Source organism: Micromonospora andamanensis (genome assembly GCF_016863495.1).
GTDB lineage: Bacteria > Actinomycetota > Actinomycetes > Mycobacteriales > Micromonosporaceae > Micromonospora > Micromonospora andamanensis.
On sequence record NZ_BOOZ01000023.1, the window covers coordinates 23,730 to 45,021 of the forward strand.

General features: G+C 68.2%; 14 protein-coding genes. 2 read left to right on the forward strand and 12 right to left on the reverse strand.

What is annotated here, in order from left to right; translation table 11 throughout:
- Positions 1-15: 15 nt before the first annotated feature.
- From Van01_RS18890 to Van01_RS18905, 4 genes are all read right to left on the reverse strand, one after another.
- Positions 16-1,344: an AAA family ATPase gene (locus tag Van01_RS18890; RefSeq protein WP_204008982.1), complete on the reverse strand. Its 1,329-nt coding sequence runs from the start codon at positions 1,342-1,344 to the stop codon at positions 16-18.
- Entirely contained in the window at positions 1,341-2,831 is a 1,491-nt protein-coding gene (locus Van01_RS18895) for a hypothetical protein (protein ID WP_204008985.1), read from the reverse strand. Before Van01_RS18895 ends, Van01_RS18890 begins: the two co-directional genes overlap by 4 nt.
- Positions 2,828-3,955 carry a hypothetical protein gene (locus tag Van01_RS18900; protein ID WP_204008987.1) on the reverse strand — a complete coding sequence of 376 codons (1,128 nt, stop codon included), beginning with the start codon at positions 3,953-3,955 and terminating at the stop codon, positions 2,828-2,830. The genes Van01_RS18895 and Van01_RS18900 overlap by 4 nt, the downstream gene beginning before the upstream one ends.
- Positions 3,956-4,023: 68 nt before the next feature.
- The gene (locus Van01_RS18905; RefSeq protein WP_204008989.1) at positions 4,024-4,824 is read right to left on the reverse strand and encodes a hypothetical protein; all 801 of its coding nucleotides are present in this window, start codon (positions 4,822-4,824) and stop codon (positions 4,024-4,026) included.
- An 864-nt stretch (positions 4,825-5,688) separates the two neighbouring features.
- Between Van01_RS18905 and Van01_RS18910 the strand changes: the two genes are divergently transcribed.
- On the forward strand, positions 5,689-6,819 hold the full coding sequence (locus Van01_RS18910; protein WP_239099161.1) for a tyrosine-type recombinase/integrase: 1,131 nt from the start codon (positions 5,689-5,691) through the stop codon (positions 6,817-6,819).
- An 84-nt stretch (positions 6,820-6,903) separates the two neighbouring features.
- Here Van01_RS18910 and Van01_RS18915 read toward each other — a convergent pair whose 3' ends face one another.
- From Van01_RS18915 to Van01_RS18945, 7 genes are all read right to left on the reverse strand, one after another.
- On the reverse strand, positions 6,904-8,118 hold the full coding sequence (locus Van01_RS18915; RefSeq protein ID WP_239099162.1) for a tyrosine-type recombinase/integrase: 1,215 nt from the start codon (positions 8,116-8,118) through the stop codon (positions 6,904-6,906).
- Positions 8,119-8,499: 381 nt separating this feature from the next.
- Positions 8,500-8,913 carry an integrase core domain-containing protein gene (locus Van01_RS18920; protein ID WP_239099163.1) on the reverse strand — a complete coding sequence of 138 codons (414 nt, stop codon included), beginning with the start codon at positions 8,911-8,913 and terminating at the stop codon, positions 8,500-8,502.
- A 448-nt stretch (positions 8,914-9,361) separates the two neighbouring features.
- Positions 9,362-9,562 carry a hypothetical protein gene (locus Van01_RS18925; protein ID WP_204008991.1) on the reverse strand — a complete coding sequence of 67 codons (201 nt, stop codon included), beginning with the start codon at positions 9,560-9,562 and terminating at the stop codon, positions 9,362-9,364.
- Between the two features lie 214 nt (positions 9,563-9,776).
- Positions 9,777-10,943, reverse strand: coding sequence for a Dyp-type peroxidase (locus Van01_RS18930; RefSeq protein ID WP_204008993.1), 1,167 nt, complete (start codon positions 10,941-10,943; stop codon positions 9,777-9,779).
- A complete protein-coding gene (locus Van01_RS18935) occupies positions 10,936-12,192 on the reverse strand; it encodes a S8 family peptidase (RefSeq protein WP_204008996.1) in 1,257 nt (418 codons plus the stop codon). Before Van01_RS18935 ends, Van01_RS18930 begins: the two co-directional genes overlap by 8 nt.
- Before the next feature lie 28 nt (positions 12,193-12,220).
- Positions 12,221-12,757: a hypothetical protein gene (locus Van01_RS18940; RefSeq protein WP_204008999.1), complete on the reverse strand. Its 537-nt coding sequence runs from the start codon at positions 12,755-12,757 to the stop codon at positions 12,221-12,223.
- A 15-nt stretch (positions 12,758-12,772) separates the two neighbouring features.
- A complete protein-coding gene (locus Van01_RS18945) occupies positions 12,773-19,882 on the reverse strand; it encodes an RHS repeat-associated core domain-containing protein (protein ID WP_204009000.1) in 7,110 nt (2,369 codons plus the stop codon).
- A 496-nt stretch (positions 19,883-20,378) separates the two neighbouring features.
- Here Van01_RS18945 and Van01_RS18950 point away from each other — a divergent pair, with 496 nt between their 5' ends.
- On the forward strand, positions 20,379-20,708 hold the full coding sequence (locus tag Van01_RS18950; RefSeq protein ID WP_204009002.1) for a hypothetical protein: 330 nt from the start codon (positions 20,379-20,381) through the stop codon (positions 20,706-20,708).
- Between the two features lie 374 nt (positions 20,709-21,082).
- On the opposite strand, the gene Van01_RS18955 is transcribed toward Van01_RS18950, so the two are convergent.
- Complete coding sequence (locus tag Van01_RS18955; protein ID WP_204009004.1) at positions 21,083-21,283, reverse strand: hypothetical protein; 201 nt, start codon at positions 21,281-21,283, stop codon at positions 21,083-21,085.
- Positions 21,284-21,292: the final 9 nt, after the last annotated feature.

Sequence of the window (21,292 nt, forward strand, 5' to 3'; positions counted from 1 at the left end):
GGAGTCCGAGGGCGGTCAGTGCGGGGCGCTGACGCGGTGGTTGGCCAGGTGGGCGAGGACGGCCTGGTTGGCCTCCCACCCGTCCGGGAACTTGATGAAGCCCTTGAGGTGTACGGGTTCGGTGCCGGGGTGGGCGTCCAGGAGCTCGGGGATGCCGCGGCGGCCGACCACGATGCAGGCGTGACGGTGTCGGGATGTCAGCACGCACAGTCGTCCGGGGGTCAGATGGAACGGCGTGGCGTCGATCCGTCCGGACAGCGGGTGCAGGATCACGGTGATGTCGAATTCGGCGCCTTGCAGCCGGTTCGCGGTGTCGACCCGGATCCCGTCCGCTATCTCGCCGCGGGCCCGCAGGGCTCGGGTGATGGCGGCGACCTGGTCGCGGTGCGCGGCGCCGACGGCGATCCGCGCGGCGGTGAGCCGCCGGCCGCCAGGGGCTTGTTCACACCTCGTTTCGGTGCCGCGTTGCAGGAGCCGGACGGCGACGTCAGCGGTCGCGGCGACCGTCTCGGCGTCGGTCCGCAGGGTGTTGCGGTGCGGTAGCTCGAGGAAGCCCCATCCGCTGCCTGCGGCGAGGTCGATCACTTCGTCGACTGCCGTGCGTCGGATTCCGACGGTTGGCACATGTGTCGCGCGTTCGCCGTCGTGGGTGCCGGGAGCGAACTGCGAGAAGGGGTAGAAGGCCGTCTGGACCAGGCGTGTGGCACTGGCTGGCAGCCTCCAGGTCACCGGGAGTTCGTGCGGGACGATGTGGGGGTTGTTGCGCAGCAGCACCGCCACGGCGCTCTGCATCGGGTCCCAGGGCAGACCGGCCCACCGTTCCCCGTCGATCGGGGAGAACGGGTCGAGCTGTCCGGGGTCACCGACGAGCAGCATCTGTTCGAACAGCGGCACGATCAGCAGCAGCATGTCCGAGCGCATCTGGTATGCCTCGTCGACGATGGCCCAGGGCCATGTCCGGGCGGTCTGCACCTGCGCCCATTTGGCGGCGGTGCCGACCACGACTCGGCAATCCGGCAGGTCATCGACGCGGGAGGCGACCTGGACGTTGGGCAGAAGCACGGTCGGCGGCGGCTGGTAACCGTCGCGGGACAGCCGTCCGACGGGCAGGCCGGGTAACCGGTTCGCGATCTTGACGACGAGGTCGTCGACCTGCGCGTTGGTCTGGGCGACCACCGCAACGGGGTCACCGGCTGCGGCGATCTCGGTCCCGACGCGGCCTACCAGGGTCGACTTGCCGGCGCCGGGCGGAGAGTCGACGACGACCCCTCGGTGTCCGCCGTCGGTGAACGCGGTGAGGATCTGCGCGGTCTTGATCTCTGCGCGGTCGTGCGGCGTGGTCATGACCAGTCCTCCGCTGCGTCCTCGACAACGGGCGTAGAGTCCGGTGGCGGGCCGCCGTGTGTCCAGGGGGTCTCGTCGCGTGTCGGCCACGGCCGGCGCCGGACGAATGTCTCGGTGACGCTCGTGTAGGTGACGTCCTCGCCGAGCGTGGGCACCGAGCCGGGCTTTGCGGTGAGGCCGCTGCCCATCTGGTTGTGCAGCTCGAGCTCGATACGCCAGCCGTCTTCGGTCTCGGTGACCGATTCGATGACCGCCTGCTGGCCGTTGCGGGCCGGGTCGTACACGTGCTGCCCGACGTCGAGATGAGTCTGGTCGCCGGTCGCCACCGTGACCAGCGGACGCAGCATATTGCGGCGCAGCCCGGGCACGCGGCGAGCCGGGTCGACGTCGACGACCTGCCCGGCGAACGCCTCACCAGTGAGACGATGATCCGCGATGACGAGCGGGTCGTCGTAGGCGCGTTGCGCCTCGAACGCGGCCATGCGCTGTTCCAGCTCGGCGAGTCGTTGGGCGCTGCGGCCGGCGCTGTCGCGTTTGGCCTGCGGTCTGCCACCGTCCGCGACGTACCGGTGGAACGAGGTGAATCGGTCGCGTTGCTGCTCCCACCGTTTCGGGACCCGCGGCGCCTCGGGCACGTCGCGCAGCAGGTCGATTGCCGTCCACGTCAGCTCCCAGGTCGGGCGCATCTGCTCTTCCAGCATCGCGGTCAGCCGCCGGTGAACGGCGTTGTGTGCCGCTGGGTTCCGCGCGGTGGCCAGGTCCCGAAGCGCGGGTTCTAGGAAGAGCCGGTCGAAGGTCGGATCGGTGGACGGACCGGCCGGTGGGCACAGTTGCGGGTTCTCCGCTCGGCTGACTGCTGCGGCGACGTCCATCCCTTCGGGCGGGGCGAGCCAGGCCATCTGGGCGGCGAGGTTGCCGTCTTCGAGATCGCTTTGGCCGGTCGCCCAGACGGCAGCGATCGCCTGGGTCGCCGCGATCAGCGCGCCGGTGTCGGCAAACTCGGCCTGCTCGGCGAACCAAGTCAGCCAGATGCCGAGGTCGCGTACCTTCTTCGGCACCGCCCACGGACCCTCGATGAAACGTAGCCTCGTCATTCGGCCCAGCGTGCGGATGAACTCGATCCCTGCCGGGTTCGGTACCCAGAGCTGCGGGGCGTCGACGACCCGCAGCCGCGCATTCGGCCCCGGACCGGTGGCCTGGGTCTGCTGTGCGGCAGTTTCGATGGGGAACAGCAGTTCGCTGGCGAGCCTGCCGGCGAACTCGATTCGCTCCGCGCGGTTGCGTGGCTGGCGGGTCACGATCAGGGTTGGCCGGGCACGGTCGGGGCCGACCATCGCGGCGAGCGGTGCGTTGGTCTCCCCGGCCAACGTGAGCGGCACGATGACGATCGGCTTCGACGAGATGTGCAGGTGCCGGTAGACGGTCAGCTGCTGCGGTGTCATCGAGTACGCCGCCAGCGCCTTGGCCAGGGAGGTCAGTATGGTCACCGGACAGCCCCCAGGGCCGTCTCGCGCATGCCGTAGGCCCTGCGGAGTAGGTCAGCCACCTGCTGCTGGCCGGCGTCTGGCTCCCGCAGGCCGGTTGCCAGTTCGACCGCTTCCTTGATCGAGTCGATGCCGCCCAGGTCTTCGCGCACCACCCGACCCAGCACTGGCACCATGCCGCTCGCCTCCGCCCGGCATACCCCACCCAGCTCGCAGGCGTCCAGGCACTCCGGCGAGTACCGGGCGGTGACCTGGTAGACCGCCGCCGCGAGCTCCTGGGGATCGCGGGTCGGCCGGCCGGCGGCGTCCAACCGCGGGTCGAATGACAGGTCCGGTGGCAGGAGCCGCAGCAGGCTCTCCACGCTTTCCATCCGGTCGAGCTGCCGTTTCAACGTGGCCAACTGCTTGCGGACGTCGAGCAGTTCCGCGACCGGGTGGTTGCTGAAGTCTTTCGGGCACACGAGCACGACCTGGTCCGACACCATGTCGGGGTCGAGCCCGGCCGTCTGCAGCATCTCCCGCATGGCGAGCACGTAGACCGCGGACTGTTGCGCGGCACCCGCCACCTTGCCGGAGTTCGCGGTACCGTCCAGGATGGCGAAGGACTTGATCTCCACGATGAAGAACTGGTTGCCGAGCTTGAACGCGATCAGGTCCGGTTCGATGCGGACCTGCACGCCGTTCACGGTGAGCTGCAGAATCGGATGGTCGAACAGCGTGCCGGTCGGCTCGTTCGACTCCGCAGACGCCTGCAAGGCGCGCTGGGAGCGACGCAGCCGCGACGTGATCCTGTCGTCGGTGTCGGCCGGGTTGAGGTCGTGGTAGTGAACCTCGGCGACGGGCAGGCCGATGTGTTCGCGTAGCAAGCGGAGTAGCTCAGCGCATCCGTCCGCCTTCACCTTCGCCTCGAAACCCTTGCCGCGGGCGATGGCGATACTTGACATCTGGCCGATGGAAATGCGCACGCCCAGCCCTTGCGCAATCTGCCCTTTGTCGATGCCGGCGGCATCGAGCAGTGTGCGCCGCCGGCAGCCTGGGTTCGCCGCGAGCGCGGCGAGTGTGCGAGCGTTGTGCGGCTTTCGCGGTGCCGTACCCCGCAGAGCGTTCAAACGTTCGTCGACGGACATGTCATCCTCTGAAGGACGGGTCCGGATCTTCGCGGGAACCGGGCCGCCGGATGGGGGAAGGGGTAGCGCTACCTTTTCGTGACGGATCGGACTGCCTTGAGTTGTTCGCCCCCGAACAGTTGTTCCGCGTCGGAGAGGCGCCGCGCGCGCTCGGCCGCAGCCTCGCGCTGCTGACGGTCGGACCCCTCGTGAAGCTTCAGCTCCGCTTGTGCTGCAGCAATGAGCCTTGACGGCTCGAACTCCCCGGTGGAAGTGCTTGCGCCTGGAATGTTGTTGGTGAACGGCCACAAGAGTCGGATCGACTGCCGTCCTAGCTCGCCGGTCGTCTGCAGATGGCGAACCAGGCGTATCGCGGCCGTCAAAAAGTCGACCCTGGGCGACAGCGGGCCCATGATGCGGCGATCAAGCGGCCACGTGGATATCGCCAACAGTCCGCGCACGGCCACCAACTGGTCGGCTGTTAGAGCAGCGCATACGTAATACGGCCGCGAGTACGGTGTCGCACGGAAGGACCGCTCCTCGTCGCGCCGAAGGCTGGCTAGCTTGGTTGCTACCAACCCGCCAGCGAACAACGCCTCGTGCGTCGCGACGATCAACCGCGGCGCCGCCGCGACTCCCAACACCGTGAGAACCTGATGGACCTGCTCGCGGACGGGAAACAACGACATGCCTGCGGGGAGCGTCTCCAGCAACGGCGCCGGCTCGGAATCGTCGGATTCCAGCAACGCCGAATCCCAACTCAGCTCCGCCGCCCGCAGCTCCGCGCGCAGACTCGGGACGACGGCACGATCGCCTGCGGCAAGAGCCTGGCGGATGCGACTGCGAAGCTGCGAGATCCGCTCCTCGAGCTCGTCCATGGTTTCAGGCATGACGGGGACCGTATCACAAGTTCCAAAATCTTCCAAAGAGTTCCAGAGCCACAGAAGAGAGAGTGGCAACTACCGCGCCCGCATCGTCTCCCCCGAGCGCCGCGCCAGGTACTGGCCAGGACACCGCCCTGGCACTGCACGGTCGGGGTCGCCCGCGGGCGACTTTCCAAGCGCTGCTGGCCGCCGAACGCGACACTCCACAGGAGGTCCGCTTCCGCCCGTGGGCGCAGCAGCTCACCACCGACTTGCTGACCCGCGGCCACAACCTCCCAGGCGTACGCGAGTTCGCCAATCGCGTAGGCGTGGCCTGACCCGTCCCGGCGCGTGCCCACCGATCCGCTAATGCGACAGAGCCGCTTGCCTACCCCGTTACCTCCTCCAGTCCGAATCCCGAACCAAGATCGAATCCCGGATAACGGACTGAACTGAAGCTCTTACGCGCGCCGGACGGCTCGTAGTCGACGGAAATCGTGAACCAATCCGGAAACCGATTTTTACCCAATCTCCCTGGGTGAAGGTGTGGCCACCACCAACAGAGGGAGAAAACGATGAAAAGCCAGGGTGCGATTGTGAAGCGGTGCGGCTGCCTGGACCCAGCGACCAGGCGGACGCTGGGCAGGAGCTGCCCAAAGCTGCCGGAGCCTGACCACGGAAGCTGGTACTTCCACTGCTCCACGCGGAATCTGCTCGGACAGACCGAGCGGGTACGCCGCGGCGGGTACGCGTCGGAAGCTGCCGCGTCCAAAGGCTCGCGACGAACTCCTGATCCTCTCCCGCGAGCAGCTGGCCGGACGGTCATGGACGGTCACCCGGTGGTTGCGGTACTGGCTTTCGACCAGAACCCGACTCCGACCCACGACCAAGATGCACTACACCCACGACGTCGAGCGCTTCCTCATCCCCCACGTCGGGCACCTGATCCTCGGTGATCTGACCTCCCGGCAGCTCAACGCGGCGTTCGCGCAGATCGCCGCGACCCGCAACCGGTCCGGCCAACCACAAACGCCGTGCACGCTGCGGCACGTTCACACCACTCTGCGGGCCGCGCTCAACGCCGCCATCCGCGAGGGCCTCATCGTCGACAACCCCGCCCGCAGGGTCCAGTTGCCCGCCCAGGAACGTCCCCTCGCCCGGCTGTGGACCGAGAACAGGGTCACCGAGTGGGAAGCCACCGGCGAGCGGCCGTCCGTCGCGGTCTGGACACCGGTCCAGCTCGCCGCGTTCCTCGACTACGTCCGCGACGACAACCTGTTCGCCCTGTGGTGGCTGATCGCCCTACGCGGCCTGCGCCGCGGCGAAGCCGCCGGCCTGCGCTGGAGCGAGATCGACTTCCAGGCCCGTCAGCTTTGCGTCGTGCGGCAACGCACCACCGCCGGCTACGACGTCCACGAAGGCCCACCCAAGTCCGCCACCAGCCGCCGCACCATAGCCCTCGACCGCCACACCGTACGCATCCTGCGTCGGCACGCAGAACGGCAACGCCACCACCGCACCCGCCGCATCGGCGGCGGGAAGGTCTGCCACGACAGCGGCTACGTCTTCACCAACCCCGACGGACTACCCGTGCACCCTGGCTACCTCACCCAACGCCTGCGCCTCCTGGTAGACCGGGCCGGGCTACCCCCGATCCGGCTGCATGACCTCCGCCACGGCGCCGCCACCCTCGCCCACACCGCCGGCGCGGACCTCAAGACCATCCAGCACCAGCTCGGCCACGCCACGATCCGGATCACCGCGGACACCTACACCACGAGCCTGCCTGCCACCCAGCACAAGGCCGCCGAAGCAACCGCCCGCCTCGTCCTGGGCGCCGGCAAGCCCGGCGCCGAGATGAGACCACCCACCAAGCGTCGCAATCACGGAACGCGACGCCCGCCAACACCCGCGAGGACGGAGTCCTTCCCGGATCGAGACCAGCAGATGCCGCATCGGGCCGAGGACAAAATCGGCATGCAGCCGGAGCTCTCGGACCGCTGCAGACGCAGAACTCGCTGATCGACCCGCCGCCGATCGGACGGCTTGCCCGGAAGACAGGAACGCTTCGCCTGCTTCCGGGCAGGCCCACGCCCACCCGGAAGATCAGGCCTGGTAGGCGCCGGCCAGGGACGCCCTGACCCTCACATGCTGCAGGAGAAGCTCGGCCGACGCCCGTACCGCCTTCTTGGCCATCTGCTGAAACACGCAGATGTAGGTCTCGATGGTCGTCAGCGGAGTGTGATGGCCCATGTCCTGCTGGATCTGCTTTAGGTCCACCCCGGCCGCCGAGGCGATCCCCGCGGCGCCGTGCCGCAGGTCATGCAACCGGACCGGCGGCAAATCCAGGTTCTTGACCAGCTTCGCGAAGCGGCGGGTAAGCCAGTCCGGACGTACAGGCCGCCCATCCTCGCGCAGGAACACCCGCTGCTTCGCATCGACGCGACCGAACCGCCGACGTTGCCGATGCCACAGATCCGTCAGCAATCGCACACTGAACTCGTCCAACGCCAAGGTCCGGACCCCGGCCGCCGACTTCGGCGGGCCCAACTGCTCCACCCCGCGCACCATGACCACCTGTTCCCGGATGGTCAACTCGCCATCCACCAGGTTGATGTCCTCCCACCGCAACCCGGCGATCTCGCCCCGGCGCGGCCCCCGCAACGCCACCAACCACCACAGCGCGAACAGCGGATCGGCCTGCACGGACTCCAGGAACCGGCCGACCTGGTGCAGCCCCCACACCGCCACCCGAGGCCGCACTCCGGTGTTGTTCCACGCCTTCTCCCGCTCCGCGTCCCACACCACCGCCCGTGGGCGCGCCCCGTTCGGCAGCCGCAGCCCCCGGCCGGGATTCCGGTCGATCACCCCCTGCCGCCGTGCCGCGGACAGCGCGCTGCGCAGCACCGCGCGGATACCGTTCAGCGTGCCCGGAGAAATAAGCCTTCCGCCCCGGACGTGGCGGTGCGAGATCCGGTCCATCGCTCGCTGGGCATCCCGGGTACGCAACTTCCGCATCCGCACGTGACCCAACTGGGGAATGAGGTAGTCGTTCACCAGGCTGCGGTAGGTGACCATGGTCGAGGGACGCAACCGCCCCTCGTTCTCCGACAACCAGAACTCCAGCCAGCGCTTCAGCGTCCACATCCCGGCCGCCTCGTGCCCCGGCACCTGCCGCAGCGCCCAGCAGGCCCGCTCAGCCTCCGCCCGATTGGCGAAACCGCCGCGACGCACCCGCACACGCCGCTCATCAACACCGGTCAACTGCACCGCGAAGTACCAACGGCCGTGGTCGAACTCGGCGAGACGCTCGCACCGCACGCCAAGCTGGCGACCGGTCCGCTCGCGCCGACAGCCGCACCGCCGGTACACCAGGCCCGCCTCGTTGGCCCTAGCCACCCATCCCCCAAGACACCCGGACAGGCTAGACAGCGGACCCATGATGATCATCGACCGATGGGGTCAACAGCGCACACGAAAAGGGCGGATCCGCATCGTCCGTCCGCGAATCCGCTGCGCATCAACCCAGAAAGCCCAGGTCAACACGGCTCCACCAGGTACGGCATGTGGGTCACAGACGTGACCCACATGCGACCCACACCGACCCGAAAGTCGACGACGATCATGAATATCGCCTGGTAGAGCTTGCGCGCCCGAAGGGACTCGAACCCCTAACCTTCTGATCCGTAGGGTCGGTTTCGGCTACGCGGCCTGCTCATACTCGTTGATCAACCCGTGGACGACCTTCCTGCGCTGTACTCGGAGGGCATCCAGGTTGGTCGCCGGCACTGGGACGGTGTCCCGGTCAGGTGGGCGTTGCCCGCGGCCCTGATGTGGCCGATGCCCGTTGTAGTGCGCGGGGTACTCGCCGAGCACGGCGAGCAGGTATCGGGTGTTGTAGATCAAGATCCGGTCCAGGCACTCTCGCCGTACGGTGCGTACCCAGCGTTCCGCGAACGCGTTAGCCCTGGGCGCCTGTGGTGGCGTTCGGAGCACCTCGACACCCTCGGCTTGGAACACGGTGTCGAACGCGGTGGTGTACTTGGCGTCCCGGTCCCGGATCAGGAACCGGAACTGGTTCGCGTGATCGCCCAGGTCGATCATGAGGTTGCGCATTTGCTGTGCCACCCAGTCGCCGGTCGGGTTCGTGGTGGCGCCCAGCAGGTGGACTCGCCGGGTAGCGACCTCTATCAGGAACAGGACGTAGATGCGGGTCAGTCTGATGGTGTCGACGTGCAGAAAGTCGCAGCACAGGATGCCTTTGGCCTGGGTGGTGAGGAACTCGGTCCAGGCCGGTCCCGCCCGTCGTGGAGCCGGCCCGGCACCGGCCTTGGTCAGGACCGCCCAGATCGTGCTGGCGGCGAGCCGGTAGCCCAGGCCAGTTAACTCGCCCTGAATACGCCGGCATCCAGGTGGGGTTGTCCTGGGCCAGCCGTAGCACCATCTGGCGGACCTCGGTTGTGACCGGTGGTCGACCGCGTCGGCGTCTCGGGTAGGTCCACCGCCTTGTGATCAGATTGCGGTGCCAGCGCAACAACGTGGCCGGGGTGATGAAAAACGCCTCCTACCGGGTCCGCGGCAATAGCCTCGACAAGCTGGCGAGCACTGCCCGGTCGGCCGGTTCCAGATCCAGCCGGCGCACCTGCCGACGCAGGACCGCGACCTGGTGCCGCAGCACGACCGCGTTAGTGTCACCGCCGCGGGCCAACAGGATGATCAACTGCAGTGCCTGACGAAGAATCAGGTAGCCGATCGACAGGATCATGACCGGCAGCATGACGCCACTCATCGATCCCATGGCGGACAAAGTCGCACGTCAACGCCCGTGGCCGAGTTTTCGAACGGTACAGGCTGCTCACCCCTCCTTACGTTCAGACAGAACGACCCTCAATTCCCGAGGACGCGCCCAACGTCATTTCGTTAGGACCTCTTTGGCCCGGCGCGTTATGCAAGGAGCTCACTCGACCTTTCGTGCGGCGTCACATCGTGAACATGGCCTGTCCGGGGTACTCGCCACCGACAGGTGGGATGAAGTAGTAGCCGCCGCCGTACGGCAGCAGGTACCGCTCCAGCGCCTCGCCGGCCAGCCGCTGCTGGATGGTGGCGAATCCCTTCTCCACGTCCCGCTGGTAGCAGACAAAGATCTGCCCTAGGTGTTCCCCCGCCGCGTCGTCACGGCGCCGGTACGACCAGCCACGGCGCAGGATCTGGTGCGCCAACGCGTCCGGGGTGCGCGGGTTCGCCCGGCGGATATGCGCGTTCAGTGCGATGGTGCGGCCGTCGGGGTCGGCAGCATAGTCCGGGTCGGCGGTCTCAGTGTCCTGCCCCAGCGGTGCCCCCGTGTCCTTGCGTCGACCGAAGACCTTTTCTTGCTCAGTTGTGGACTCCACGTCCCAGCTCGACATGGCCAGGCGGATCAGCCGCACCACCTGGTAAGTACCGCCGACGCACCAGGCCGGCTCGCCGTCGCCCGGCTTCACCCAGACCAGGTCGTCCATCAGTTGAGCGTCTGACGCCTCCGGGTTGCCGGCCCCCTCCCGGAAGCCGAACAGGTTGCGCACCCCGGGCCCCCGGTTACGCGGGTGAAAGCCATCCAGCCGCCAGCGAGGCCGCAGGCCTGGTAGCGACCGGCGCGACGCCCGTTTGGCGATAGTCGGGTCGGTGGCGGTGATCTGCACGAGCAGGTCACCGTGGCACCAGTCGAGATCGAGCACGTCGCTGGGGAACTCCGGCATGGCCGTCAGTAGTCGTGGCGGGCTCAGCCCGAACCGGTCGTCAAAGAGTGAGCCGCCGACCGCGACGGAAACGATGGCGTCGCGCACGGGCTGGCCCAGCGCACGCAGGGCCGCTGCGAGTCCGACACGATTCGTGGCGGTCACGTCGTATGCGGTCATGGTGCAGGCGGGCAGCGGCGGTGAGACGACACCGGCCGGGTGGACGACCGGGGCGGCGCGGTCGATGGCTGGTCGTCCGGTGCCGGGCGGCGTGGCCCGGTCGGCGTTGTTCGACGAGTCAGGCCGGCGGCAGCCAGCCGCCGCGCTGGCGGCGGTGCCTGCGGCGACCAGGCCGGTTAGGACTGCCCGACGGCGCATGCCACGGTGCGGGATGTGCGGCCGGTGCGGCTCCCGACCGTCGCCGTCAGGCATCGCCGGTCCGGCCGAACAGTTCCGGTCCGACGTACAGCAGCCGGTTCGGTGAGGTGTCGGTGCTCGCCAGTCGCAGCGTGTTCACGGTCGATGCGGCAATGACTCGCTGTGCCACCTGGGTCGGGGTCAGCGTCGGCTCCTCCGCCAGCAGTAGCGCCACGGCGCCGGCGACGTGCGGCGCAGCCATTGAGGTGCCGCGCTGGGAACTGGAGGCGCTGGCGGTGGCGTGGCTGGCTGAGCGGATGTTCTCGCCGGGGGCAAACAGGTCCAGGCAGGTGCCGTGGTTGGAACCCGGGTCGGTGCCGCCCCATCCGCGCGCCCGCTCGTCGGAGGAGTTGCTGGCACCAACCGTGATTGCGGACGGCTCGGAGGCGGGGCTGTAGTTGCACGCGTTCGCGTCCTTGTTGCCGGCGGCGATGACGTACGTGACACCGCTGGCGACCGAGGCGGAGACGGCCTGGTTCTGCAGGGTGGAGAAGCCACCGCCGAGGCTCATGTTCGCCACCGCCGGGTGCTGGGCGTTGGCGGTGACCCAGTCGACGCCCGCGATGACCTGGCTTTGCGTGCCGGGTCCGGCGCAGCTCAGCACGCGAACCGACACCAGCGACACGTTGCTCGCCAGCCCGTACGTCGCACCGCCGACGGTGCCGGCCACGTGCGTGCCGTGCCCGTTCACGCTGCAGTCCTCACCGTCCCAGCCATCCTGGATGGCGTCGAAGCCCACGCTGGCGCGACCGCCGAACTCACGGTGATCGGTACGGATCCCGGTATCCAAGACGTACGCGTGCACGCCGGCACCGGCCGAGTCTGGGTAGATGTACTCGTCGTTCAGCACCGATGTGCGCTGGTCGATTCGGTCGAGGCTCCAGATCGGGTACGGCCGGGTCTCCGCCGGGTAGACCAGCGTGTCGGCCTCGACCAGCGCCACCGACGGGTCGGCGGCCAGCCGGCGCGCCCTCTCCTCGGTGGTTCTCACCACGAATCCGTCCAGCGCCGCCTCGTACGTCCGCACCACGGTGCCGCCATACCGGCGCGCCACCGCGCCGGCCAGCGAGGCGGGCGACCGGCCAGCCTCCGGTCGCAGCGCTACGATGTACTGCCCTTCGACCACCTCGGCGCCGTGCGGAACGACGATGTGGCCGTCGGGCGGTGCCGCGGCCGCGCCGGATCCACCTGCCGCCAGCGGCGCGACGACCAGCATGGCCGCCGCGACCCGCCCGCACCAGCGCCACGAAGAATCCTTTGCCATACCCATTCCTCCCCCGTGTGTGGCCGGCTCAGCCGCCCGCGATGTCGGCGTATATCGCGTCGTACCGGTCGGTGTCCATCGTTAGCAGCCCGTCGCTTCCGACGGTGAACGCGCCCTGCCGATAGCAGCGGACGAAAAAGTCCACCAGCCGTTCGGTATCGGCAAACTCAATCTCGGTCGGTTCACCAATCAGCACTCCGGCGATGCCGGGCCGCTCGTTCCCGGACCACACCGCCGCGTAGAGGTCACCACTCGGTCCGCCGAGCAGCGGCATCCACCGCGTACCAAGCACCGGATCGTCCTCATACGCTGGCCGAAGGGCAGCGGCCTCAGCCGCCGACAGCGGCCGGTAGCCGGGCACCAGGTTCACGGTGTCCTGGATCTGCCCGGGCTCGGAGCGAACTCCGTTACACCAGCCGAACCAGGTGGCCACGTCCTCGGGCACGGGCGCACCGTACGCGCGCTCCACCTCCCGGCGGGAAATACCCGGCACGAGCAACGAGGCGACTGGACGACCTAGCTCACGGACGATCGTCACCAGTTCGTCTAGACGGTCGATCAGCATGTGCGCTCCCGTTCGTCAATTGACGCGCACATAGTAACGATCACCATTGGCAACGCCGTTGTCTCGAAGGAACGGCCACAGCGAATCTCGGCCGTGCGAGGTGTTCTGTGTCCGGTCGATGAGACGCAGCTGCGCTCCGGCTCCCCCCTCGCGGGTCGACGCGAACGGGTACTCCTCCCAGGACAGGTTGCGGCCAAGCGAGTCCGGCCGCGGCTCGCCGGCCTGGGCAGCGTTGCGGTTCGCCCGGACATTCGACCGGCCGGTCTGTCGGGTGACGATCGGGCTGTGCCCGTTGCGGATAGCGTTTTCGAAGTTGTCGGCCACATCCGGGTACCGATTGCGGTTGATCTCATGCACCGGCAGGACCTCGGTGTCTCCGTTGCATCCCACCGCGAAGATGCGCGGCGCGTTGGTGTTATGGACGAGGACCGGCTCGCCACCGACCACCACGTGGTACGTGTGCAGGTCGTCGACGGTGAGGTTGTGGACCCGCTGCACGTCGGTGCGGTGCTGGATCGCGGTGATCTGGACGTGGGTGCCGGCCCCGGTTTGGAGCAGGTCGCCCGTCCGCAGGTCCTTCGCCTCACGCCACTCACCCGGTTCGGGCATCCAAAATGGGTGGCCGTCGGTCGCGGTGAGCGTGCCGTCGGCGGCGCCGTCGCCGTCGGTGTCCACGGCGATGTCCACCAGGCGCTTGACGCCGTCCCCGGTGATCACACCGGTGACCGTGCGGGCCGCCGTTTGGCCGGTCTCGGGATCGCCGGCCAACACCCTGTCACCCAACCGCACGTCGGCGATCCGCTTGCGCGAACCGTCGGCCATCTGCACCAACGTCTCCGGGGTGAAGCTGTTCGGTGTCGAACAGCTTCGCCCGCCGCCGGGACGCGCCGGCTTGGTGCCCAGTGGGTCGTTCAGCGCGGTCGGCCGGTTCAGGGCGTACGTGTACGGGTTGGACTCGCCCGATGTGATGCCGATCGGATCTTCGCTGATGAAACGCTGCAGGACCGGGCTGTAGTAGCGGGACCGGTAGTAGTAGAGCCCGGTGCCGTCGTCTTCGCGGCCGGTGTAGCGGTAGGGGTTGCCACCGTCGTCACCGGTAACACTGGTGGTGCCGAACGGGTCGTACGCGTACTGCGCCCCCGCCCCGGCGTCGTCGACCAACGCCACGGTACTACCCACGCCGTCGGTGAGGAACCGCTTGGTCGTACCGCCCGACTCGCGCAGGTGCCAGCCGTCGAACCCGGCACCAGTCATCGTCGCCGTGACCGCCCCAGCCACCTTTTCCTGCACCGGGTTGGCCCCGTCGTACAGATAGTTCGTGGTAGCTGCGCCGATGGTGCGGGCGGTGCGGCGGCCGTCAGTGGCGTATCCGAAGGTGGCGGACAACCCCGGGCGGCTCAGTGAGGATAGTTCGCCACGCGGGCTCCACGTGTACGTGGTCTCGCCATCGGAGGTGAGGTTGCCGTCGGCGTCGTAGGTGACATCGACGTCGTCCAAGGTGTCGATCCGGTTGGCCGCGTCATAGGTCGCGGGCCCGAACGGCGCGGGTAGGACTGGACGAGAGTAGCTACCGGAGGTCCGGATCGGCAGGCCGGCAGCGTCGTAGTCGTACACCAGCTCGCCCAGCACGGTCGTTCCGGCCTGGTAGGTAATCGACTTCACTTGGCCCGCGTGGTTGTAGTTGTAGACCTGGTGCACGCCCTCGCCGGGCGCCCCTACCCGCTCCGGCCGGCCCACGGCGTCCCGGGTGATGGCGGTGACCTGCGTACCGTTGCGATGGATCTCGCTGAGGGCGCCGTTGGCGTCGTAAACATGCCGGGTGGCGCCGTCTGGCAGCGTCATGGTGCGGTCTCGCACGGTCGTGCCGTAGCTGTAGTTGACGGTGCCTTGCGGCGTTATCTCGCTGCGTACCCGGTCGAAGTCGTCGTACTCGAGCGTGGTCGTGCCGGCCTGTGAGTCGGTGGTGCCGCGTAGCCGGTCGGCCAGGTCGAAGGTGTAGTCGACCGTGGTCCCGCCGACGCGAGTCTGCCCGGGGCGGTTCAGCTCGTCATAGTCGTGCTCGGTGACGATTTGCCGCCGGCTGGTGTGCCGGGTCAGGTTGCCGTTTCGGTCGTACCCAAAGGTCTCGGCCCTGCCGAGTGGGTCGGTGATCTTCTCGAGCAGATCCATCTCGTTGTAGTCGTAGACCGTCTCGCCGCCCCGCGGGTCGGTCACGATGTGGAGCATGCCGTTCGCGTTGTATTCGAAAACAGTCGTGTGTCCGAGCGGGTCGGTGACCGAACGCGCCTTGCCGTGGTGCGCCCAGGCGGTTTCGGTGGCGGCACCGCGGCCGTCGACCTCGTACACCGGTCGGCCAATCGCGTCGAAGCCGGCCCGCAGGCTCCGCCCATCTGGATCGGTGATGGTCACCGGGTCCGCGTCGGCGTACACGTACGTCGTCTCGCGCTGCCCCGGATCGATTTCCTTGGTGATCAGTCCGGCTGCGTTGACCTCGTACGTGGTACGGCGGTTGGTCGCGTCGGTGACGCTCCTGGTGGCGCCGCGCCCGTCCAGGTCCACGCTCGTACTGTTGCCGAACGTGTCAGTAAAGTTGGTCAGCTCACCGTGCGGGCCGTTTCGTTCAAACACCTCGGAGCGGGCCTGCGGCGTGCCGGCGAGGTACGTGATCTCCTGGACCTGACCCGCGTCGTCGTAGTCGTAGGTGGTTCGGCGGTCGAGGGCGTCCACCGTGGCTACGGGACGCACGCCACTGTCGTCGTACTCGGTCCGGACAGTTTGCGCCCTGCCGGTGCCGAAGGCGCGGGTGTCCGTGAGGACCGCACCGTGGGCGTTGAACGTGAACCGACGCACGTGGCCGCGGGGGTCGGTCATCCGCGTTTCGGTGATGGCGCCGCCAGCGGTGGTGTACTCGAACTCGGTCAGTCCGCCATCTGCGGCCCGCTGCGACTCGACCCGGCCCTGGTCGTCGTACTCGTTGACCATGAACTCGGTGCCGCGTGGGTCGCGGGCGGTCTTCATTCGGCCGGCCGTATCCCAGGAGTACTCGGTGACCCCGCCGTCTGGATTCGTCACCGTCTTCAGGTGGCCGGTTCCGTGGTACGTGTAACTGACCCGGCGCCCGATGTTGTCCTCGATGGCGCTGATGCGCGGCGGGTTGGCAGAGTCGTAGCTGAACCGCACCCAGCGGCCGCTCGGGGAGGTGATTTGGGTGATGGCGCCGTTCTGCCGGACTTTGCCGTCGGTACCCGGACCGGCCGTGGCCCGGGTGATGGTGGTGGTGTTGCCATACTTGTCGCGGATCGCCTGGACGGGTGCCTCGTCGCCGAGGACGATCACGGTGCCGTCCCGGAGCGTGACGTCCCAGCCGTCGCCGTTCCACGCCACGGTAGACCCGTCGTACTTTGTGGGAGTCGGTGCGGCCCGGAAGACAGCACCGGCGTAGTCGGTGCCCGGCGTTGTCCTCGTGTAGTGAATCTTCGAGCCGTCCGGCTGGATCAGGTCGAACGTCTGAAAGTCGAAGTTGCCGATGCTACCGGGTGACCACGGGAAGATGCCGTAGTTGAAGTTCATTCCCGTGCCGAAGACTCGGGCGTCCTGGTCGCCCTGCTGGTACGTCCGTTTAATCTCGATTGGCAGGATGTCGTCGATGACCAGGTCGACGCTTTCGTCAACGAGCAGGCCTGTGGCCGGGTCCACCGGATCCGCGACCCGCACGCCGTTGGCCACCGGGGCGCGCGGCGGGGGATTCATCCCCGGCACAGCAGTCATCGCACCGGTCAGACGGTAGAACCTGACGTCCTTGTCGGGCACAATCCGCTTGCCGTCCCGGGAGACCGTGCCGTGTCCGTAGATGTGCCAGCCGCGGCCGTCCGGGTCGTAGTTCCAGAACTGGGTCCGGGTGCCCGGAGCTTCCTTGGTGTAGTTCGGGTAGACGATCGTGGCACCCTCGGGGAACAGCACCCCGCCGCCGGGTTGGACGCTGAAGTAGACCGGCACCTTCGTCGGCGGAAGCGGGAATGGTGGCCGGTCGATGGGCACGGGGGTGAGACTCAGTTCCCGGACAACGTTGCCGTCCGCGTCGCGGATCACCGTGCCGGCCGGGATGCGTACCTCCAAGCCGGGGATCGCCTTGGTGGTGAGCACGACCTCCGTCGTGGTTGGGCTGGGCACCTGGACCGTGTCGGCAGGGTCGATCTCCGGCAGGTAGATCGTGTGCGGCAGGACGAGCACCTGGCCGCGCTCGACCTCAACACCGATGTCGAACACGCCGTACTCGCCCTCCGCGGTGCGGCCGTCCACGCGCACCGACAGATGGCCTCCGGGCACGTCGGCCAGGGCGAAGCGTCCCTTAGCGTCGGTGACGGCGCGCTTGCCGGCCGCGCTGACGGTGACCTTTGCCAGCGGCTGGCCCCGGGTGTCGAGCACCTTGCCGACCACGCCGGTCATCCCGACCGGGAACTGCAATGCGCGATCACGGTGCGGCGGAGTCCACTCCCCGGTGACCCAATCGCCGCCGTCGAGGTGTCGGGCGTCCGGCTTCCAGCCGGTGGCGACCTGACAGGCGCTGGCCGCAGGCTTTGGCTTCGGCGCCGCGTCCGCCTGCCCGGGCGCTGGCGCCGACGGAACGAGTGCGGTCTCCGGCTCCGTGTCGCATACCGGGGTGACCGGTCGCGGCTCGGTGAGCGCCTTCCTGTCAGCAGTCCTGGGCATCAACGGCGTCGTGCGGTTCTTCAGACCCAGCTCGATAGTGCCGGTGGCGCCCGTGCCCGGGTCGAGGATCAGCGTGTGCACGCCCGTGGCGGTCAGCGTGGGCAACTGTTCTCGGAACCGGACCGGCCACCAGTGGTTGGCCAGCACCCGCCCGTCCGGGCCGACGAGAGTGTAGTAAAAGGCGCCGCCGCCCTCGAGTCCGAGCGCGACGATGTTCATGTCGATTCGGTCACCGGCGTTGGCGGTGAACGTCAGCCGTGCATTCTGCGCCGGCCGCGCGATGGTGATCGTCTTGTTCGCGCCGTCCACGGTGAAGTCGCCCGCGTCGGCTTCGGTCGACAGAAAGAGCGTGAGATCACCGGTCTCCCGGTTGAACGTGGTGATCTCGATTCGGTGCTCACCGGAAACCGTCAGCGCCGGCAAGTCCAGACCGAACCGGGTGTCGATGTTGGCGCTGGTGAGCAGCGAGTTGTCCGGCCGGTACACCCGAACCGTGAGGTTCGCCATGGGGGTTCGGGTTCCGAGGCTCAGCCGCTGACCAACCTGCCCGGCAAACCGGCCCACCACCCTCTGCCCGGGCAGCTCCACCGGAGCCGGGATCGCCGTGTCCAGCGCCATCTCGCCGACGTCGATCGCCTCGGCCGCGTACACGTTGACCCGCCCGGTGCCTGGTGACTCCGGATCCACTTGGAGCCGGTACCGGCCCGTGTCCGGCAACGCGGCGATGTCGAAGCTGCGCCCACTGCCCAGGCTGACCTGGCTGCCGTTGGGCCGGAACAGCCGTAGCGTCACCTCGCCCGGTATCGCGTTGTTGATCGTGCCCATAGAGATCGGCCGACCAGCGGTACCGTCAAAGAAGAACTCGGCATCCCGGCCCGGTCGGTCGATCGTCACGGACGAGCGGGTGTTAGAAGCCAGCGTGCCGCCGTCGATCGACGTCGACAGCCACGCCTTGACCGTGCCCACCGCCTGCCACCCGGTGATGAGCAGGTGGTGCGTGCCCGTCTTGCGCAGGGTCGGTAGGGAACGTGCCTCGGGCCATCCCCGTGGCAGTTCGCGCTGCACCTCGTCCGGCTCGATCAGCAACGCGCCCGGATAGTACGGGCGGTCATTTTGCTGGAGCAGGTTCTCCGAAAACCCGAGCTGGAGATCCTGCCCGGCGATGCCCTCGAACGGCAGCCGCACCGACTGGCCCGGCCGCTCGATACGCAGGCTGGCCTCGGCACCGTTGACGCCGAGCGTCGACCCGTTGATCACCGAGGACAGCCAGATCTTACCGAAGCCCAACTCGTTCGGCCCGAACGTGACCGCCAGCCGGTACGTTCCGGCGCCCCGGGTCCGGTAGACCATCGTCGGGATGTAGTCGGCTAGGGCGTAGTTCCAGGTGTTCGCCGTGCCATCGGGCGCGGTGATGGTGACAACGAAGCGGTTGGACGGCTCACTCAGCTCGGTCAGGCCGAGACTGATCCACTCGTTAGCCGCCGCCGTGAACGGAAACTCGGTCGCCTGCTGCGGCACGGTGATCTGGAACGGCACGCCCGCGCCATTCTTCGTCAGGTTCGTACCGGCGAGCGTCGTGGACGCCGCGATCGCGACCTGCCCCGCCGCGCCGTCGTTCGGCTTGATCACCATCGCGTACGTGCCGGTGGTAGGCATGGCCGGCAGGTCCTGGCTCAGCGGCGCACCGGCCCAGATGTCGAGCGGGTCGCCCAGCGCTCCGCGGGCGAAGTTGCCGCCGTACGGGGTGAACATCCATAGCGCCGAACGAACAGGAATGGTGTTGTTCGAGGTCTGTAGGTTGAGTCGCTCGCCGGCGGTCCCGTCGATCAGCAGGAGTGCCGCCTTGCCGGCCGGGATGGTGGCGGCGATCGCCGGACCGTCCTTGGCCAGCCGGCCCGCGTAAACCAGGTCACGCATGACGAACCCGCGCGGTGAGACGAGGAAATCTTCCGAACTGACCGCCACGCCACCGGGGGTACGCACGCTGATTCGTCCCGCGGACGCCGCGTCGGGCACCCGTATCCGCAGGCTCGTCGCACTCGCCTGCTCCACCCGCGCGACCGTCCGGTGGAACTGGACAACGTTGCGGCTCGCCACCGGGTCAAAGCCGGTTCCGGTGATGGTGACAATCTCGTTGCGGTTGCCGTGGTCCGTGGACACCTCGGTGATCTGCGGCTTGGTCACCCCACGCGCCAGCGTGAACGGCGTCGGGCTCGTCGCCGCCTCGCCGCCGGTCGCCACCCGCACCACACCGTCGGTGACGCCGGCAGGGATCTCAATGGTCAGCCGGTTGGCGTTGGCCGTGGTAACCGTCGCGGGAATGCCATCGACGGTGACGTCGTTGTCGGCCGCCGCCGGAGCGAATCCCGTGCCCTGAATCTCCACCCTCGTGCCGACTGGGCCACGCGCCGGCACCAGTGCGAAGATCGTGACACGAGACGCCGGTACCCGATCGGTGCGCAACAGGTTGCCGGCTTCGTCATACCGGTTGACGGCCGCATCGGTACCGTCGCTAGTCGCAACGAGTTGGCCTGCGGCATCGTAAAAGTGCTCTAGTGGCCCGGCCTGCCCGGCTGCAAGCCGGGCACCCGGCTCCGGGACGGCAGCCAACGCAGGCGTCGGGGCCTGCGCGAAGCCAAGGCCGAGCGTGACGACGACCAGCGCCGACAGACGGATACGCAGACGGAAGCCACGCGTAGCGCTCATTGATCCCCCGTTAGATCAATTGTCAACGGCGACGTCGACGCTCATTACGATGAAGCTCATCGATCGCCGCGTGCGAACCCACCGTAGCGACATCAACGCGATCTGTCATCCCTCGGTGGGGGTCGCTTGGCCATGTGGAGGCCGCAGCGGCCGCGCGCAGGCAGGCGGGCAGCGCGCGATGCGGACGGCCGCTACCGTGACGACCATGGCCAGGATTCCACGGTGGACCATCATCCTCGCCGCTGCCGTGGTCGCCTCTGCCGCCGGTACGGCCGTACTCGGCTCGGTCCTCACGGCGGGCCCGGACCGGCCGGACCGGGCCGAGGTCATCGCCGCGCTGAAGCGGGACCCACGCACGGCCGACGTGCCCCACCCGGCGGCCGAGTGCGTGGCGGACTGGTACCTCACTTACGCCCCCGACGACCAACTGGCAGCGCTGCTCGACGGCGCGGACGGTGTTGACGCCACCACCGAGGCCAACCTCTCCCCGCAGGCACAGACCGCAATCCTCGAGTGCCTCAAGGAAGCCACATGACTGGTCCGCCTACTGACGGCAGCAAGAATGTCCGGCAACGATGACACAAGACGCCGGGCTCGGCGATGGATCTACAAGATCCGGGGCGGTTCAAACACGCAGCGGACTGGCACCGGCGGCTTGTCGAGGCGCGGCCAGCCCGAGCGGCTTGAACGCGCAGGGCGGGACTTGACCGCCGGATACGTGGCACAGCTGTGGTCGCGCTTCGCCAGGACACTCGGCGCGCCGGAATCAAGATCGCCGGAGCCAGTCTCTGGCGGTGCCGCTGCCGCACGGCACGCGCTACCTCCGGCCTTCAACGACAGGTGTCCGTACGGTGGCACGTCACGATTGCGGATGCATCTCACCACGACCCATGCGAAGCCGAGGCGCCCTCAGCCGCAGGTCTGGCGGATGAGCAGGCCGCCGAGCAGGGTGGCGATCATGAACAGGCCGGTGGTGGCGAGCAGCTCCTGGCTGCCGGCGGTGTGGCATGCGGCTCCGTGCCGGTACGCGGGGTCGCCGGCGACGAGGGTGAGCACGTCGAGGATGTTGCCGCCGAGGACTGCGGCGACGCGGCCGGTCAGGTCGGGCACCGGTGGCGA

Coding starts and splice junctions, on each gene's coding strand:
- Van01_RS18890 (WP_204008982.1), bottom strand. CDS start 1,344: ATGACCACGCCGCACGACCGCGCAGAGATCAAGACCGCGCAGATCCTC.
- Van01_RS18900 (WP_204008987.1), bottom strand. CDS start 3,955: ATGTCCGTCGACGAACGTTTGAACGCTCTGCGGGGTACGGCACCGCGA.
- Van01_RS18905 (WP_204008989.1), bottom strand. CDS start 4,824: ATGCCTGAAACCATGGACGAGCTCGAGGAGCGGATCTCGCAGCTTCGC.
- Van01_RS18910 (WP_239099161.1), top strand. CDS start 5,689: ATGCACTACACCCACGACGTCGAGCGCTTCCTCATCCCCCACGTCGGG.
- Van01_RS18920 (WP_239099163.1), bottom strand. CDS start 8,913: ATGCGCAACCTCATGATCGACCTGGGCGATCACGCGAACCAGTTCCGG.
- Van01_RS18925 (WP_204008991.1), bottom strand. CDS start 9,562: ATGATCCTGTCGATCGGCTACCTGATTCTTCGTCAGGCACTGCAGTTG.
- Van01_RS18930 (WP_204008993.1), bottom strand. CDS start 10,943: ATGCCTGACGGCGACGGTCGGGAGCCGCACCGGCCGCACATCCCGCAC.
- Van01_RS18935 (WP_204008996.1), bottom strand. CDS start 12,192: ATGGCAAAGGATTCTTCGTGGCGCTGGTGCGGGCGGGTCGCGGCGGCC.
- Van01_RS18940 (WP_204008999.1), bottom strand. CDS start 12,757: ATGCTGATCGACCGTCTAGACGAACTGGTGACGATCGTCCGTGAGCTA.
- Van01_RS18950 (WP_204009002.1), top strand. CDS start 20,379: ATGGCCAGGATTCCACGGTGGACCATCATCCTCGCCGCTGCCGTGGTC.